Annotated in this window: 18 protein-coding genes; 15 read left to right on the top strand and 3 right to left on the bottom strand. The window is 61.0% G+C overall.

Going from position 1 to position 15118, the window contains the following annotated elements; translation table 11 throughout:
- Positions 1-25: 25 nt before the first annotated feature.
- Complete coding sequence (locus JQ863_RS06890) at positions 26-541, top strand: HdeD family acid-resistance protein (RefSeq protein ID WP_204113562.1); 516 nt, start codon at positions 26-28, stop codon at positions 539-541.
- A gap of 15 nt (positions 542-556) precedes the next feature.
- Here the strand turns inward: JQ863_RS06890 and JQ863_RS06885 are convergent, their stop codons facing one another.
- Complete coding sequence (locus JQ863_RS06885; protein WP_204113561.1) at positions 557-1255, bottom strand: rhomboid family intramembrane serine protease; 699 nt, start codon at positions 1253-1255, stop codon at positions 557-559.
- Between the two features lie 73 nt (positions 1256-1328).
- Between JQ863_RS06885 and trpS the strand changes: the two genes are divergently transcribed.
- Both trpS and JQ863_RS06875 read left to right on the top strand, forming a co-directional pair.
- A complete protein-coding gene (trpS, locus tag JQ863_RS06880; RefSeq protein ID WP_204113560.1) occupies positions 1329-2366 on the top strand; it encodes a tryptophan--tRNA ligase in 1038 nt (345 codons plus the stop codon).
- A gap of 216 nt (positions 2367-2582) precedes the next feature.
- A complete protein-coding gene (locus tag JQ863_RS06875; protein WP_204113559.1) occupies positions 2583-3086 on the top strand; it encodes a VOC family protein in 504 nt (167 codons plus the stop codon).
- Between the two features lie 19 nt (positions 3087-3105).
- Here the strand turns inward: JQ863_RS06875 and JQ863_RS06870 are convergent, their stop codons facing one another.
- Both JQ863_RS06870 and JQ863_RS06865 read right to left on the bottom strand, forming a co-directional pair.
- Positions 3106-4356: a PqqD family peptide modification chaperone gene (locus tag JQ863_RS06870; protein WP_204113558.1), complete on the bottom strand. Its 1251-nt coding sequence runs from the start codon at positions 4354-4356 to the stop codon at positions 3106-3108.
- Between the two features lie 74 nt (positions 4357-4430).
- Positions 4431-4772: a hypothetical protein gene (locus JQ863_RS06865; RefSeq protein WP_204113557.1), complete on the bottom strand. Its 342-nt coding sequence runs from the start codon at positions 4770-4772 to the stop codon at positions 4431-4433.
- A 266-nt stretch (positions 4773-5038) separates the two neighbouring features.
- Between JQ863_RS06865 and JQ863_RS06860 the strand changes: the two genes are divergently transcribed.
- The 12 genes from JQ863_RS06860 to JQ863_RS06805 all read left to right on the top strand — a co-directional run bounded on the left by JQ863_RS06860 (position 5039) and on the right by JQ863_RS06805 (position 15115).
- A complete protein-coding gene (locus tag JQ863_RS06860) occupies positions 5039-5902 on the top strand; it encodes a branched-chain amino acid aminotransferase (protein ID WP_204113556.1) in 864 nt (287 codons plus the stop codon).
- Positions 5903-5974: 72 nt separating this feature from the next.
- Positions 5975-6430: a universal stress protein gene (locus tag JQ863_RS06855; RefSeq protein WP_204113555.1), complete on the top strand. Its 456-nt coding sequence runs from the start codon at positions 5975-5977 to the stop codon at positions 6428-6430.
- Between the two features lie 99 nt (positions 6431-6529).
- Positions 6530-7093 (top strand): NifU family protein, encoded by a 564-nt coding sequence (locus JQ863_RS06850; RefSeq protein ID WP_204113554.1) that lies wholly within the window; start codon positions 6530-6532, stop codon positions 7091-7093.
- A complete protein-coding gene (gene tsaB, locus JQ863_RS06845) occupies positions 7083-7670 on the top strand; it encodes a tRNA (adenosine(37)-N6)-threonylcarbamoyltransferase complex dimerization subunit type 1 TsaB (RefSeq protein WP_204113553.1) in 588 nt (195 codons plus the stop codon). Before JQ863_RS06850 ends, tsaB begins: the two co-directional genes overlap by 11 nt.
- Entirely contained in the window at positions 7667-8080 is a 414-nt protein-coding gene (gene rimI / locus JQ863_RS06840; RefSeq protein ID WP_338055498.1) for a ribosomal protein S18-alanine N-acetyltransferase, read from the top strand. Before tsaB ends, rimI begins: the two co-directional genes overlap by 4 nt.
- Before the next feature lie 160 nt (positions 8081-8240).
- Positions 8241-9245: a BMP family lipoprotein gene (locus tag JQ863_RS06835; protein ID WP_204113552.1), complete on the top strand. Its 1005-nt coding sequence runs from the start codon at positions 8241-8243 to the stop codon at positions 9243-9245.
- A 94-nt stretch (positions 9246-9339) separates the two neighbouring features.
- The gene (locus JQ863_RS06830) at positions 9340-9696 is read left to right on the top strand and encodes a molecular chaperone GroEL (protein WP_204113551.1); all 357 of its coding nucleotides are present in this window, start codon (positions 9340-9342) and stop codon (positions 9694-9696) included.
- A 5-nt stretch (positions 9697-9701) separates the two neighbouring features.
- A complete protein-coding gene (locus JQ863_RS06825) occupies positions 9702-11300 on the top strand; it encodes an ABC transporter ATP-binding protein (RefSeq protein WP_204115080.1) in 1599 nt (532 codons plus the stop codon).
- Positions 11297-12391 carry an ABC transporter permease gene (locus JQ863_RS06820; RefSeq protein WP_204113550.1) on the top strand — a complete coding sequence of 365 codons (1095 nt, stop codon included), beginning with the start codon at positions 11297-11299 and terminating at the stop codon, positions 12389-12391. Before JQ863_RS06825 ends, JQ863_RS06820 begins: the two co-directional genes overlap by 4 nt.
- Positions 12391-13356 (top strand): ABC transporter permease, encoded by a 966-nt coding sequence (locus tag JQ863_RS06815; RefSeq protein ID WP_204113549.1) that lies wholly within the window; start codon positions 12391-12393, stop codon positions 13354-13356. The genes JQ863_RS06820 and JQ863_RS06815 overlap by 1 nt, the downstream gene beginning before the upstream one ends.
- A gap of 78 nt (positions 13357-13434) precedes the next feature.
- Positions 13435-14352 (top strand): sulfite exporter TauE/SafE family protein, encoded by a 918-nt coding sequence (locus JQ863_RS06810; RefSeq protein WP_204113548.1) that lies wholly within the window; start codon positions 13435-13437, stop codon positions 14350-14352.
- Position 14353: 1 nt separating this feature from the next.
- Complete coding sequence (locus tag JQ863_RS06805; RefSeq protein ID WP_204113547.1) at positions 14354-15115, top strand: TIGR02186 family protein; 762 nt, start codon at positions 14354-14356, stop codon at positions 15113-15115.
- Positions 15116-15118 lie beyond the last annotated feature (3 nt).

Genomic DNA, 15118 nt, shown 5'->3' with positions numbered 1-15118 from the left:
ACTGAAACCGTAGGAAATTTCGAAAATGAAAAACTGGTTGATCCTTTTGCTGCTGGGAATTCTGTCGATTGTCGCAGGCTTCCTGGCCCTGTTTAATCCCTTTGCCGCTTCGCTGACCGCCAATCTGATCGCAGGCTGGTCCTTCGTCGTTATTGGCATTCTGCAGGTCTGGGAGGCGTTCCGCGAAGAAGGCTGGGGCGGGCGCATCTGGGCCCTGCTTCTGGGTCTCATCACCCTTGTCCTCGGCGTGTCGCTGGTGGCGCATCCGCTTCAGGGCATCGTGGCGCTGACCATTGTGGCGGGTGTCATGTTCCTGGCTTCGGGCGTGGCCAAGGTCATCCTGTCCTTCCAGCTGCCATCACCGCTGAAATGGGCGCTGCTCTTGTCGGGTGTCGTATCGGCCATCCTCGGCTTTATGGTCCTGTCGAACATGCCGTCTTCGGCTGTTGTCACCCTTGGTCTTCTGCTGGCGGTCGAACTCCTGTCCAACGGCGCGGCCCTTGTCGCCCTGGCCTTTGCCCGCAAACAGATCGAGGCCTGACCGCGGCCATGCCTGTCAGTCGTGGCGGATGCGTGCCCTGATCTTGGCCCATCCGCCCGGCACCAGCACGAAGGACATGAAGAAGCCGACAACAAACCCGGCAACGTCGGCGACCCAGTCGCCGTTGCCGCCAAAGATCACCCCGAACAACAGCTGCACGACAATCAGAACGCCGATCAGCGAAAACGCCCGCGCCTGGTTCTCGCCCATCTCGCCAAGCCGCGTCCACAGAACGAATGTGAAGGCCCCGATCAGCCCATACACCCCGGGAAACGCGCCGATGAGCGGCGTCGGATTGTCCAGGATCAGCGTATAGGCAAAGGCGCCGCCGATACCGGCACAGAGAAAGAAGCAGATGGTGGCAAGCGCCGAGAACGCCTCGCCCACCATCTTGCCGATGGCCAGGATCATGGCACCGGCAAACAGCGCGTGGGTGAAATTCCCATGCACGAACAAGTAGGTCACAAAACGCTGAACATGCTCAAAAGGCCAGTTTCCGGTCTGCATCATCCAGTCCAGGATATCCGGCGCAAAGGCGTATTTCTGCAATGCCGCCAGCCGCCAGCCCACTGCCGATGGCCCGCCCACCATGCCCTTGGTGCCAAGCACAAAGATCATCTCGATACCGATGATCACAAGGAATAGCGCCACAACCACGGGCGGCACCGGGTTGAACGGGCTTTCATGCCCCGGTTCGGTCTGCTCGTGGTCCATTGCTGCTCTCCTTGACCTTGGTTGGGGGCATGGGTAAGGCAAGCCGACCCATAAATCCAGACGGAGAACTCCCATGACCGAGGCGGTCCAAACGTCCTCCCAGTTCACCCCGCGCGTCTTCTCGGGCATCCAACCCTCGGGCGGGTTGACGCTGGGCAACTACCTTGGCGCGATGAAGCGCTTTGTCGACATGCAGGAAGAAGGTTCCTTTGAAACCGTCTATTGCATGGTCGACCTGCATGCGATCACCGTCTGGCAGGACCCCGACAAGCTGCGCCATGCCACGCGCGAATTGTGCGCGGGCTTCATCGCCGCCGGGATCGACCCGGCCAAGTCGATCCTGTTCAACCAGTCGCGCGTGCCGGAACATGCGCAACTGGCGTGGATCTTCAACTGCGTCGCCCGCATGGGCTGGATGCAGCGCATGACCCAGTTCAAGGACAAGGCCGGCAAGAACGCCCAGAACGCGTCGCTTGGCCTGTTTGCCTACCCCGCACTGATGGCCGCCGACATCCTGGTCTACCACGCCACCCATGTGCCGGTGGGCGAGGATCAGAAACAGCATCTTGAGCTGACCCGCGACATCGCGATCAAGTTCAACCACGATTACGGGACCGAGTTCTTCCCGGTCACCGAACCGGTGATCGAAGGTGCCGCCACCCGTGTCATGTCTCTGCGCGACGGATCGAAGAAAATGTCGAAATCCGACCCTTCCGACGCCAGCCGCATCAACATGACCGATGACGCCGACACGATTGCCAAGAAGATCCGCAAGGCCAAGACCGACCCCGAGGCGCTGCCGTCCGAGGCAAAAGGGCTTGAGGACCGTCCCGAGGCGCGCAACCTGGTCAACATCTACGCGGCGCTTGCGGATATGGATGTCGACGCGGTGCTGCGCGATGTCGGCGGCAAGCAATTCTCGGAGTTCAAGCCGATGCTGTCGGATCTGGCCGTTGCCAAGCTTGCCCCGATCTCGACCGAGATGGCCCGGCTGATGCAGGATACCGCCGAGATCGACGCGATCCTCGATCAGGGTGCGACGCGCGCCCGCGACATCGCGGCGCCGATCCTGCAAAAGACCTATCAGATCGTCGGCATGGTTGGCGCCTGACTCGCGCGCACTCCAGCTTTTTGCTGGTCCCAAATACCCAATCGCCCGGCGCTTCGGCGCCGGGCCACGCCCAAGGCCGGGAATTGCATCTTTGATGCAAGGCACGGGCGCGGGAGTGCTTGTTCGAATTTGAACAACATCAGTTCGAAATCCGATAGTTTTCGAACAAACCGGCATCTCCTATCTTGAAGGTAACTTCAAAAAGGAGTGCGCAACATGAGCTTCAAGACACATCCCGACACACGCGTCGGCCATATTCACCTCAAGGTCTCTGACCTCGATCATTCGATTGCCTTCTATTCCGACGTGATGGGCTTCGAACTGCAGCAGAAATACGGAAATGCCGCCGCCTTCCTGTCGGCGGGCGGATATCATCATCACCTGGGGCTGAACACATGGGAAAGCCGGGGCGGCACCCCGCCCGCGCCGGGTCATACCGGGCTTTACCATGTCGCCTTTCTCTATCCCGACCGCGCGGCGCTGGCGCGGGTCTTTGCCTCGGTGGTGATGGCCGGGGTCGAGATCGACGGCGCGGCGGATCATGGCGTGAGCGAGGCGATCTATTTCCGCGACCCTGACGGCAACGGGATCGAGATCTACCGCGACCGCCCGCAGGCGGAATGGCCGCGCGCTGCTGACGGCTCTCTGAAGATGGTCAACACGCCATTGGACCTTCAGGCGCTTCTTGCTGAAGCTTCGCAAGAGAGTTTGTCGGCTTGATCGAACCCCTCGGTCGATCTCATGTCATGGCTTGGCTACCCTTGTCGGATGAACCGTCATCCAACGGAGAGATCAGCCGGTAGTTCGCCATGGACTGCATGGTTTTCCGGACAGCTTGAGCAATCTGATCGCGCGGCTCGTCCGGAAACGCAGCCGACAGGACTTGGCAGACGTCTTCTTGAGTGACCGGTTCGGATAGAAGACCCCAGATACCGTTTGTGACGCCGTCAAAATGGTGCATACCGGGGCCATCAGGTGTCGCCAGGAAAACATCATCGCCATACCTCCTGAGGAAGACCGACGGGTTCTGAACATAGGCCGTGTCTTGCAACCTGGTTTTCTTGACGGCGAACACAGCCTCTTTCGCCTCTGGCAGGCTGCGATGCTTTTTCTGCAACTTCTTTTCCTTCCCCAGCGCAGTACCTTTACACGTCAGGTATTCAGCGGCTTCTTCTGCATTTGAATAGGTCAGGCAAAGGCAGTTGGCACTCTCCGCCAGTTCGCAGATCATTGCCAAAATCCGCGCGGGGTTCATGCTGCGAGAAAAGTTTTGAAAAATCAGACGTCGAAGCACTTCCGGCGTTTCGACGGGTTCAAGACGGGGTGAGGTTGCCTGCTCGGTTCGGTCCAACAATACAATTGATGCGACCGGCAGGCTTTCACCGTGACGGGCAAGTTGTGCGGTGTCCAGGTTCAGATACTGGTATTGCCGGTTGCTTGGTCCCTTGTGCTGTGCAAGCCATTGCTTCAGCCGGGACGAGAAATCTTCCGGGATCGGCAGTCGCAGTCTTGGCTGGGCACCATTTGCCACGCCTGCCATCCGACCCTCGTGGTCGGAACGCAGCGGCAGGTAATCGTCTGTAAAAACTCTGTGGCCTTTTGCCGAAAGGCAGGCAGTCAGCGTGCTTTTTCCCGCCCTGCGCTTGTTGGGGAACAGAGCGAGTGCGCCATCAAACTCGATGGCCGCGCCGTGAAAGCACAAGAGGTCAGGTTCATGACGAATGCGTGCCCATGCCAGTTCCGCAAGCAAGGTGCAGGCTGCGTTCAGAGTATTGGACGCAACCTTGGGCCTGTCCATCGTCGGAGAAGCAATCAGGAATTTGCCCTCCTTCCGCGACACCTCAAGGCACGGTCGTTCGGTTGTCTGCTTTTCGTGATAAAAAGGCCAATGAGGAAAGACCTCTGGCAACAGTTCTACGACCTGAGCCGTGTCATGGAATGCAACGGGGCCATCGGTACTCTGGAACCGAACGAACTCAGGTCTTGCCATAAGCCACCTTGCCGACAGCATTTCCCCGGCATCGTTTCAGGGCGCCATGCCAGGGAAATCTTTTTTTGGTGTTTTCAGCGTGTGGGCAGCAACAGCTCTTCTGCCTCCGATGCGCCGTCAGACGCCTCGGAAACAAGGGAAGCCACCGAGCCCTCCGAACCTGCAGTAGGTTCTGAACCGGCGGAAGGTTCTGAACCTCCCGACGAAACCGACGGTGCCGAACCCGGTGAACCTGCGGAACCGCCGCTGCCCGAGCCACCGGCCCCTCCGGAACCACCGCCCGAGCCACCCGAACCGCCAGAAGCGCGCGCCATGCTCAATGTCGTGAAAGCTGGCACGGTATAAATCGCGGTCGCGCTCAAACCAAGCTTCGCCAGGAATTTGCGGCGATCCACGTCCTTGGTTTTCTTGCTCATGTCATTTCTCCTCCAGATCTTTACCAGCCAATCCATGTTCAGAGCAGCCAGTTCTCGTCCACGCCTCAAGCATTCAATACTACGAATTTGTCTTTTTTGGGACATCATCCGATGCGCGGCCTTTCAGTCGGCAACTTACCGCCTGTTCCTGAGCGCGCGCCTCCTGCACCCGCCGAGCCTTTGGAAAACCTAAGTGATGGTTTTGGGATGGACCCGCCACGCGTTGAACACTAGCATCCCGCCAAAGTGAGCAAGAGGAATAATTCATGGCCACAGGCACCCATATCCGCACCTATTTCGACGGAACCTGGCACGACGGGGATACCCCGATCATGCGGGCGGCGGATCATGGCGCGTGGCTGGGCAGCGGTGTCTTTGACGGCGCGCGTTTTGTCGACGGCGTTGCCCCCGACCTTGCATCGCATTGCGCGCGGGTGAACCGGTCTGCCGAAGCCTTGATGCTGACCCCGACGGTATCGTCGGAAGATATGGTCGAGATCGTGCGCGAGGGGCTGGACGCCTATGCGCCTGACGAAGCGGTCTATATCCGCCCGATGTACTGGGGCATCAATGGAGACGCGACTGCCATCGTGCCGGATGACGACGCAACCGGGTTCGCGATCTGTCTGGAAGCGATCCCGATGGCGCCGCCGGAAACGGCGGTGTCACTGACCCGCACACGGTTCCGCCGCCCGGTGCTGGAGGATGCGGTTGTGAACGCCAAGGCGGGCTGCCTTTACCCCAATAACGCGCGGATGCTGGTCGAGGCGCGCAAAAAGGGATTCAACAATGCGCTGGTGGCCGACGCCATGGGCAATGTCGCGGAAACCGCCACCGCCAATATCTTCATGGTCCGGGATGGAGAGGTCTTTACCCCGATCCCCAACGGCACTTTTCTGGCTGGGATCACGCGTGCCCGTCACATCACCAACATGAAGGCCGACGGCATCAAGGTGCACGAGACCATCCTGAGCTTCGAGGATTTCGAGACCGCGGATGAGGTGTTCATGTCCGGCAACATGAACAAGGTTACAGCGGTCAAGGCGTTTGACGACAGGCAATACCAGGTCGGCCCCGTGACCCGCCGCGTGCGCGACATGTATTGGGACTGGGCCCATTCCGGCGCCTGAGCGCGTCCACCAATTGCATAATTGCCAGATCGCGCCCCACACGGCATGATCCCGGCAGGGAGAAAGAAAACCATGCGCAAGTTCCTCGTCGTATTGGATGACAGCCGAGAATGCCTGAACGCCATGCGGTTCGCCGCCATGCGCGCCGCCAAGACTGGCGGCGGGGTGACCATCCTGTCGGTGATCCCGCCGGACGAGTTCAACCACTGGATCGGCGTCGGCGACATCATGCGCGAAGAGGCACGCGAACGGATCGAGGTCCATTTCGAGGTCTTCGCCAAGTGGATGCGCGACCGCCAGGGGATCGAGCCGGAACTTGTGATCCGTGAAGGTGAGGCCGTGACCGAGATCCTGGCCCATGTGAAGGAAGACCCCGACATCGGCGTTCTGGTGCTGGGCGCGGGCACGGACAAGAAAGGCCCCGGCCCGCTTGTGACGCAAATGACCCGTGCCTCGGGCAATCTGCCGATCCCGTTCACCATCGTGCCGGGCGACATGTCGAAGGAACGGCTGGAAGCGATCACATGACGCCTCTGCGTCCTTTTGCGCCCAGTTTAGAATCAGTCTAAACCTTGACACTGGGCGCTGCGGGGCGCATATCCAATTCCTGACAGGAAAGGTCTGCAAATGTTTATCCAAACCGAATCCACCCCGAACCCAGCCACCCTGAAATTCCTGCCGGGCCAGACCGTGCTTGAGGCGGGCACCGCCGATTTCCCGACGGCGGACGGGGCAGCGAATTCACCGCTGGCGACGCGCATCTTTGCGGTGAACGGTGTTGCGGGTGTATTCTTTGGCACCGATTTCGTGACCGTGACCAAGGCGGACGGGGTCGAGTGGGACCATATCAAGCCCGCGATCCTCGGCGCGATCATGGAACATTTCCAGTCCGGCCAGCCTGTCATGGCGGGCGAGGCAAGCGCGCCCTCGGGTCATGCCGAACACCACGGCGAGGATGGCGAGATCGTTGGCCAGATCAAGGAATTGCTGGACACCCGCGTGCGTCCCGCCGTGGCGCAGGATGGCGGCGACATCACTTTCCACGGGTTTGACCGCGGCGTGGTCTATCTGCACATGCAGGGTGCCTGCGCCGGCTGCCCGTCGTCGACGCTGACGCTGAAAATGGGTATCGAGAACCTGCTGCGCCATTACATCCCCGAAGTGACCGAGGTGCGCCCCGTTGCCGTCTGAACCACTGGTTCTGGGATTTGACACATCGGCCGCGCATTGCGCGGCCGCTTTGCTATGCGGCGACAAGGTTCTTGCAGTCCGTGCCATAGAAATGAAGAGAGGACAGGCCGAACACCTTGTTCCGCTTCTGCAAGAGGTGCTGTCAGAGGCCGGCAAAACGGTCGATGACCTTGACGCCATAGGGGTCGGCATCGGGCCGGGAAACTTCACCGGCATCCGCATCGCGGTCTCGACCGCGCGCGGGCTTGCGCTGTCGCTTGGCATCGACGCGATTGGTGTCTCGACATTCGAGGCGCTGTCTTACGGCGACGACAGCCCCCATATCGCCGCCGTCCCCGCCCCGCGTGACCAGGTCTATGCGCTTGGGCCCGGCGACGACGAACCGCGCCTGGTGGCCGCCGACGGCGACTTCAACCTGCCGATGTGCTTTCCCCCTGCCCCGGCGCAATTGGCGAAAAACATCGCCCGCATCGCGGCGACGCGGATCGGAGCCGCGCACCCCCGGCCTGCGCCGCTTTATGTCAAACCCGCCGATGCCGCCCCCCCGCGCGATCCGGCCCCGGTGATCCTGCCGTGACGCCGGACAGGATGGCCACGATCCACGCCGCCGCTTTCACCCAGTCGCGGCCGTGGTCCAAGACCGAGTTTGCCGAGCTTCTGGCATCACCACATGTATTCGCCTCGACGGACAACCACGGCTTTGCGATAGGCCGCGCCATTGCGGGTGAGGCCGAACTTCTGACCATCGCCGTCGATCCCGCGGAACAGGGAATGGGACTTGGTCGCCGCATACTAGAGGATTTCCTTACCGCCGCGCGACAAAACGGGGCCGACACGGTGTTTCTGGAGGTGGCCGAGGACAACACCCCCGCGCTTGCCCTTTATCGCGCGGCAGGGCTCCAGACCACCGCGACACGCAAGGGATATTATGCCCGTTCCGGCGGCAAATCGGTTAACGCATTCATCATGGTGCAAAAATTGACCTGAGGTCAGCCCGATTTCACGCGGAATCTTGGCCACATGGTCAAGAATCGGTTGACCACCCTGCCCCAACACGGCCTTACTTGCAGATGATCAGTTGTGATCTGAAATTTTCAACGGGCTGGCAAGGCAAACGACCGGCCCGGTCAACACTTGGGAGATGTACATGACCCTGATGCAAAAATTTCTTGGGGCCGCCGCAGGCGTTGCCCTGTCTGCTGGCGCCGCACTGGCGGAACCGGCCCTGATTTTCGACCTTGGCGGCAAGTTCGACAAATCCTTCAACGAAGCCGCTTTCAACGGTGCCCAGCGTTGGGCCGAGGAAACCGGCGGCAAGTTCCTTGAGATTGAACTGCAGTCCGAAGCCCAGCGTGAACAGGCGCTGCGCCGCTTTGCCGAGGCTGGCGCCAACCCGGTGATCACCACCGGCTTTGCCTTTGCAACCCCGGTCGAGGCCGTTGCAGGCGACTATCCCGACACCAAGTTCGTCAACATCGACGGCTGGATGCCCGAAGTGCCTGCCAACGTGCAACTGATCGGCTTTCAGGAACACCAGGGTTCGTATCTGGTTGGCATGATGGCGGCGATGGCATCGAAAACCGGCACCGTCGGCTTTATCGGCGGCATGGACATTCCGCTGATCCGTCACTTTGGCTGTGGCTATGCCCAGGGCGCCAAGGCGGTGAACCCCGATATCAAGATCGTTGCCAACATGACCGGCACCACCCCGACCGCGTGGAACGACCCGGTGAAGGGTTCGGAACTGACCAAGGCGCAGATCGCGCAAGGCGCGGACGTGATCTATGCGGCCGCAGGCGGCACCGGCGTAGGTGTTCTGCAAACCGCGGCTGACGAGGGCATCCTGTCGATCGGCGTGGACAGCAACCAGAACCACCTGCACCCGGGCAAGGTCCTGACTTCGATGCTGAAACGCGTTGACGTCGCCGTCTACAACTCGATGAAGGCCGGTGCCGACCTTGAAACCGGTGGCTTCACCATCCTTGGCCTGGCCGAGGACGGCGTTGGCGTCGCGATGGACGAAAACAACGCATCGCTGGTTACGGACGAGATGAAAGCCGCCGTGGAAGACGCACGCGCCAAGATCATCTCGGGCGACATCAACGTGGTTGCCTATTATGAAAACGACAGCTGCCCGGCCCACGACTTCTAAGTCGGCCCGCAGCGCATAATGCCAGGGGGCCGTGCCATTGCGGCACGGCCCTTCTGCTTCACACCCCCCCGAAGCCCCGGCAAAGGGAGTGCCCATGACACAATCCATCGAAAACTTCTTCGCCGCCTGGGGCGAACCGGACGCCGAGGCCCGCGCAAATGCGATCAGGGCCTGTCTTTCGGGGACGTTCTTTTATCTCGACCCGCGTACCGAAACCCCGATGACCAAGGTCGACGATCTTGTCGCCTACGTCGGCATGTATACCCAATATGCCCCCGGCGCGACCGCCAGGGTCACGGACGTCACCACAACCGGCGACTATCACCGCGCGACGGTCGCGTTCGAAATGGCCGACGGCCAGAAACAGCATGGCCAATATGTCATCCAGCTTGACGGAACCGGCTGCTTAAGCCACCTCGTCGGGTTTGCCGGAATGGGGACGCCAACATGACGACAATGACCACGGCCCCGGCGATCCAGCTCAAGGGCATTTCCAAAGCCTTTGGCCCGGTGCAGGCCAACAAGGACATCTCGATCTCGGTCCAGCCGGGTACGATCCACGGCATCATCGGCGAGAACGGCGCGGGGAAATCGACGCTGATGTCGATCCTTTACGGCTTCTACAAGGCCGACAAGGGCGAGATCTGGATCAAGGGCCAACACACCCAGATCCCCGACAGCCAGGCCGCGATTGCCGCCGGTATCGGCATGGTGTTCCAGCATTTCAAGCTGGTCGAGAATTTCACCGTACTGGAAAACATCATCCTGGGCGCCGAGGATGGCGCGCTGTTGCGTCCCTCAATCGCCAAGGCGCGCAAGGAATTGCAGCACCTGGCCGAGGAATACGGGCTGAATGTCGATCCCGACACGCTGATCGAGAACCTCTCGGTCGGCCACCAGCAGCGCGTCGAGATCCTGAAGGCGCTCTATCGTCAGGCCGACATCCTGATCCTGGATGAGCCGACAGGCGTTCTGACGCCCGCCGAGGCGGATCAGCTGTTCCGCATCCTTGCCCGCCTCAAGGAAGAGGGCAAAACCATCATCCTGATCACCCACAAGCTGCGCGAGATCATGGATATCACCGACACTGTCAGTGTGATGCGCCGGGGCGAGATGACCGCGACGGTGAAGACATCTCAAACCAGCCCCGAAGAACTGGCCGAACTGATGGTGGGCCGCAAGGTTCTGTTGCGGGTCGACAAGAAACCCGCCACCCCTGGCGACGTGGTGCTTGAGGTCGAGAACCTTCAGGTCATCGACGAAAAAGGCGTCGAACGTCTGAAAGGCATCGGTCTTTCGGTGCGGGCGGGCGAAATCCTTGGCATTGCCGGGGTTGCAGGCAACGGGCAGTCGGAACTGCTTGAGGTTCTGGGCGGCATCTGTGATGCCACCGGGACAATCCGCATGAACGGCACCGAACTGCCCCTGACGGGCAAGGGCGCCCATGGTCAGTCGCGCCGCGCAGCAGGGATCGCCCATGTTCCCGAGGACCGCCAGCGCGAGGGCCTGATCATGGACTATTCCGCGTGGGAAAACACCGTATTCGGCTATCACCGCGACCCGGCGATCCAGAAGGGATTCCTGATGGACAATGCCGCCATCCAGGAAGAAGCACAGGCAAAGATGGACCGTTTCGACGTCCGTCCCCCACATCCGAAGCTGGCGGCCAAGAACTTTTCCGGCGGCAACCAGCAGAAGATCGTTCTGGCCCGCGAGATCGAGCGCAACCCCGACCTCTTGCTGATCGGTCAGCCGACACGGGGTGTCGATATCGGCGCGATCGAGTTCATTCACCAACAGATCGTCAACCTGCGCGATCAGGGCAAGGCGATCCTTCTGGTCAGCGTGGAACTGGATGAAATCCTGTCGCTCAGCGACCGCATTGCCGTGATGTTCGACGGCCAGATCATGGGAGAACGCATGCCCGACCAGACCGACGAAAAGGAACTGGGCCTTTTGATGGCCGGTGTTGTCCAGACCCCGGACGCGTCGCTTGAGAAGGTGGTCGACCAGCAATTCGCGCTGCAGGAAGAAGAACGGGAGGGCACGCGATGAACAAGATGCCACAATGGGCCGACGTGGTCCTGATCCCGCTGATCTCGCTTTTGCTGGCTGCGATCCTGTCGGCGCTGGTGATCCTTGCCATCGGTGAAAACCCCTGGGCGGCGTTCAAGCTGATGGTGGACGGGGCGCTGATGCGCTCGGCCGGATGGGGGTATACCCTCTATTATGCCACCAACTTCATGTTCACCGGGCTGGCCGTGGCGGTCGCCTTCCATGCCCGTATCTTCAACATCGGTGGCGAGGGCCAGGCGATGTTTGCCGGGCTTGGCGTCGCTTATGTCTGCCTGTTCATCCCGTGGCCGCACTGGTCTCTGGCGCTGATCGGGGCGTCGGTCGGGGCCGCCGTCTTTGGCGCACTCTGGGCCTTGATCCCGGCCTATCTGCAGGCCAAACGGGGCAGCCACATCGTGATCACCACGATCATGTTCAACTTTATCGCGGCCGCGCTTCTGAACTATATGCTGGTCAACGTCCTGCGCCCGCCGCGCTCGATGGACCCGGCAACGGCGACCTTCCCGGAAGCGACACACCTGCCGTCGTTCCGCGACATGTTCTCAACCGCGGACAACATCATGTTCCGTGGCGCCCCGGCCAACGTGACCTTCTTCATCGCCCTGGCCGCCTGCGTGCTGGTCTGGTACCTGATCTGGCGCACAAGGCTGGGATATGAAATCCGCGCCTTCGGCTTTTCAGAAAGCGGGGCGAAATATGCCGGTATCTCGCCCGTCCGCATCACCATCATCGCGATGCTGATCTCGGGCGCGCTGGCCGGGCTGATGTCGGTCAACACCACCATGGGCGAAAGCGAGCGGCTTGTCCTGAACTCGACGGAAGGGGCCGGGTTCATCGGCATCGCGGTGGCGCTGATGGGACGCAACCACCCATTTGGGGTCTTCCTTGCCGCGATCCTGTTTGGGTTCCTCTATCAGGGCGGAGCGGAACTGGCCTTGTGGACCAATATCCCGCGCGAATTGATCGTGGTGATCCAGGCGCTGGTGATCCTGTTCACGGGCGCATTGGACAATATGGTGCGGATGCCGCTTGAAAAGCTGTTCCTGTCGATGCGGAAAGGAGACGCGTGATGGACTTCATGACCCTTCTCCAGGTCCTCGACTCGACCGTCCGCCTGGCAACGCCGCTGTTGCTGGCCTGTCTTGCCGGACTTTACTCGGAACGCGCCGGGATTTTCGACATCGGGCTTGAGGGCAAGATGCTGGCCGCCGCCTTTTTCTCGGCGGCGGTGGCCTATATGTCCGGTTCGGTCTGGCTGGGGCTGCTGGCGGGGATCGGGGCGTCTGTGGTCCTTAGCATCCTGCACGGGCTGGCCTCGATCACCTTCCGGGGCAATCAGTTGATCTCGGGTGTGGCAATCAACTTCCTGGCCGCCGGGATGACCGTCCTTGTGGCGCAAAGCTGGTTTGCCCAAGGCGGCCGCACGCCCTCCCTGACGGGCGCCGCGCGGTTCGATCCGATCACCTTGCCGCTGGCGGAAACCCTGCAAAACGTGCCGATCCTTGGCCCGATCTATCACGAGCTGATCTCGGGCCATTCGATCCTTGTCTACCTCGCCTTCCTGATGGTGCCGGGGACGTGGTGGCTGCTTTATCGCACCCGTTTCGGCCTGCGCCTGCGCGCGGTGGGCGAGAACCCGGCCGCCGTGGACACAGCCGGGGTTTCGGTAGTCGCACTGCGCTATGCGGCGGTTCTGATCTGCGGCGTGCTGTGCGGCATCGCGGGTGCCTATCTTGCCACCGCGCTTCAGGCCGGGTTCGTCAAGGACATGACTGCCGGTCGCGGCTTTATCGCGCTGGCGGCGCTGATCTTTGCCAAGTGGCGGCCATGGTACGCGCTATCGGCCTGTTTGCTGTTCGGTCTCTTGCAGGCCGTGGCGTTGCGCTATCAGAACATCGACCTTGGCAGTTTCGTGATTCCCGTCCAGGTCATGGATGCCCTGCCCTATATCCTGACCGTGGTCATCCTGGCAGGTTTTGTCGGCCGGGCCATCCCGCCCCGTGCCGGCGGTGAGCCATACGTCAAAGAGCGCTGACGAAAAAATGACGCCTGCCAGCGTTTTTCACGGCGCTGGCAGGTTGCAAATTCTGTAGCGTTCACGCTAACAGATAACATGCAAATATACCTCCCTATTGCCGAAGTTTCCGTGAATGCCTTCCTGCTTCTGGGATTGGGCGGCATGGTCGGGATACTTTCGGGCATGTTCGGGGTTGGCGGCGGCTTTCTGATGACGCCCCTGTTGTTCTTCATCGGCATTCCACCCGCAGTCGCCGTGGCGACAGAAGCCAACCAGATCGTGGCCTCGTCCTTCTCGGGCGTGCTTGCACATCTCAAGCGGAGGACGGTGGACCTGAAAATGGGCACCGTCCTTTTGGTTGGGGGCCTTGTCGGGGCCGCGTTGGGCGTGTTGCTGTTCAACTACCTGAAGTCCATGGGCCAGGTGGACCTGCTTGTGCGGCTTTGCTACGTGGTCTTTCTTGGCGTGATCGGCGGGCTGATGTTCATCGAAAGCCTGAATGCGATCCGGCGCCAGAAAAAGAACGGCCCCGTGCGCAAGCGCAAGAACCACAACTGGATCCACGGATTGCCATTCAAGATGCGGTTCCGGGTGTCGGGGCTTTACATCTCGGTCATTCCGCCCCTGCTGGTCGGGCTTTGCGTCGGCGTACTCGCGGCCATCATGGGGGTTGGCGGCGGGTTCATCATGGTCCCCGCGATGATCTATCTACTCGGCATGCCGACCAAGGTCGTGGTCGGCACGTCGCTGTTCCAGATCATTTTCGTGACCGGCTTCACCACCCTGCTGCATGCAACCACGAACTATACCGTGGACATGGCGCTGGCGGTGCTGTTGCTGATCGGCGGCGTCGTCGGCGCGCAGATCGGTACCCGCATCGGCACCCGGCTTAAGGCGGAACAGTTGCGCATCCTCCTGGCGCTGATGGTGCTGGTGGTCTGTGGCAAGCTGGCACTGGACTTGTTGTTGCAGCCGTCGGAACTCTATTCGATTGGCGATGCGGGGGGGCACTGAGATGCGGCTGATCGCAGTTGTCCTTGCCTCGATCCTGGCGTTTCCCGCGATGGCGGAAGAGGTCGTTCTGGGCCTGAGCCGCGACCAGGTTGCGATTACGGCGGATTTCGACGGGTCGGATATCCTGATTTTCGGAGCCGTAAAACGCGAATCCCCGATCCCGAAAGGCGACCCTCTGGAAGTCGTCATCACCGTGTCGGGCCCGCAAAAGCCGCTGACAGTGCGCCGCAAGGAAAAGAAATTCGGCATCTGGGTCAATACCGACGCGGTCGAGATCGACCACGCGCCCAGCTTTTACGCGGTGGCAACCTCGGCCCCGCTGGGTGACGTTCTGACCAATGTCGAAGACCTGAGGCACAATATCACCGTCCCGCAGGCGATCCGCATGGTTGGCGCGCCGATGGAAGTTCAGAACGCACAGGACTTCACCCAGGCGGTGATCCGTATCCGCGAGAATGCCAATCTCTACCAGACGCTGGAGGGCGCGGTGCAGGTCGACCAGCAAACCTTGTTCCGCACCTCGATCGACATGCCGTCTAACCTGACCGAAGGGGTTTACCCGACGCGCATCTTCCTGACCCGTGGTGGCGAGGTCGTGTCGCATTTCGAGACCAAGATCGACGTGCGCAAGGTTGGGCTGGAACGCTGGCTGTTCAACCTCTCGCGGGAAATGCCGCTGGCCTATGGCATCCTGTCGCTGGCCATCGCCATTGCCGCCGGCTGGGGCGCCTCGGCTGCCTTCCGCCTTCTGCGTCAGGGCTGACGC

The sequence above is a fragment of the Shimia biformata genome, assembly GCF_016888515.1.
GTDB classification, from domain to species: Bacteria; Pseudomonadota; Alphaproteobacteria; order Rhodobacterales; family Rhodobacteraceae; genus Shimia_A; species Shimia_A biformata.
This window is presented reverse-complemented; position numbering and strand designations above follow the sequence as displayed.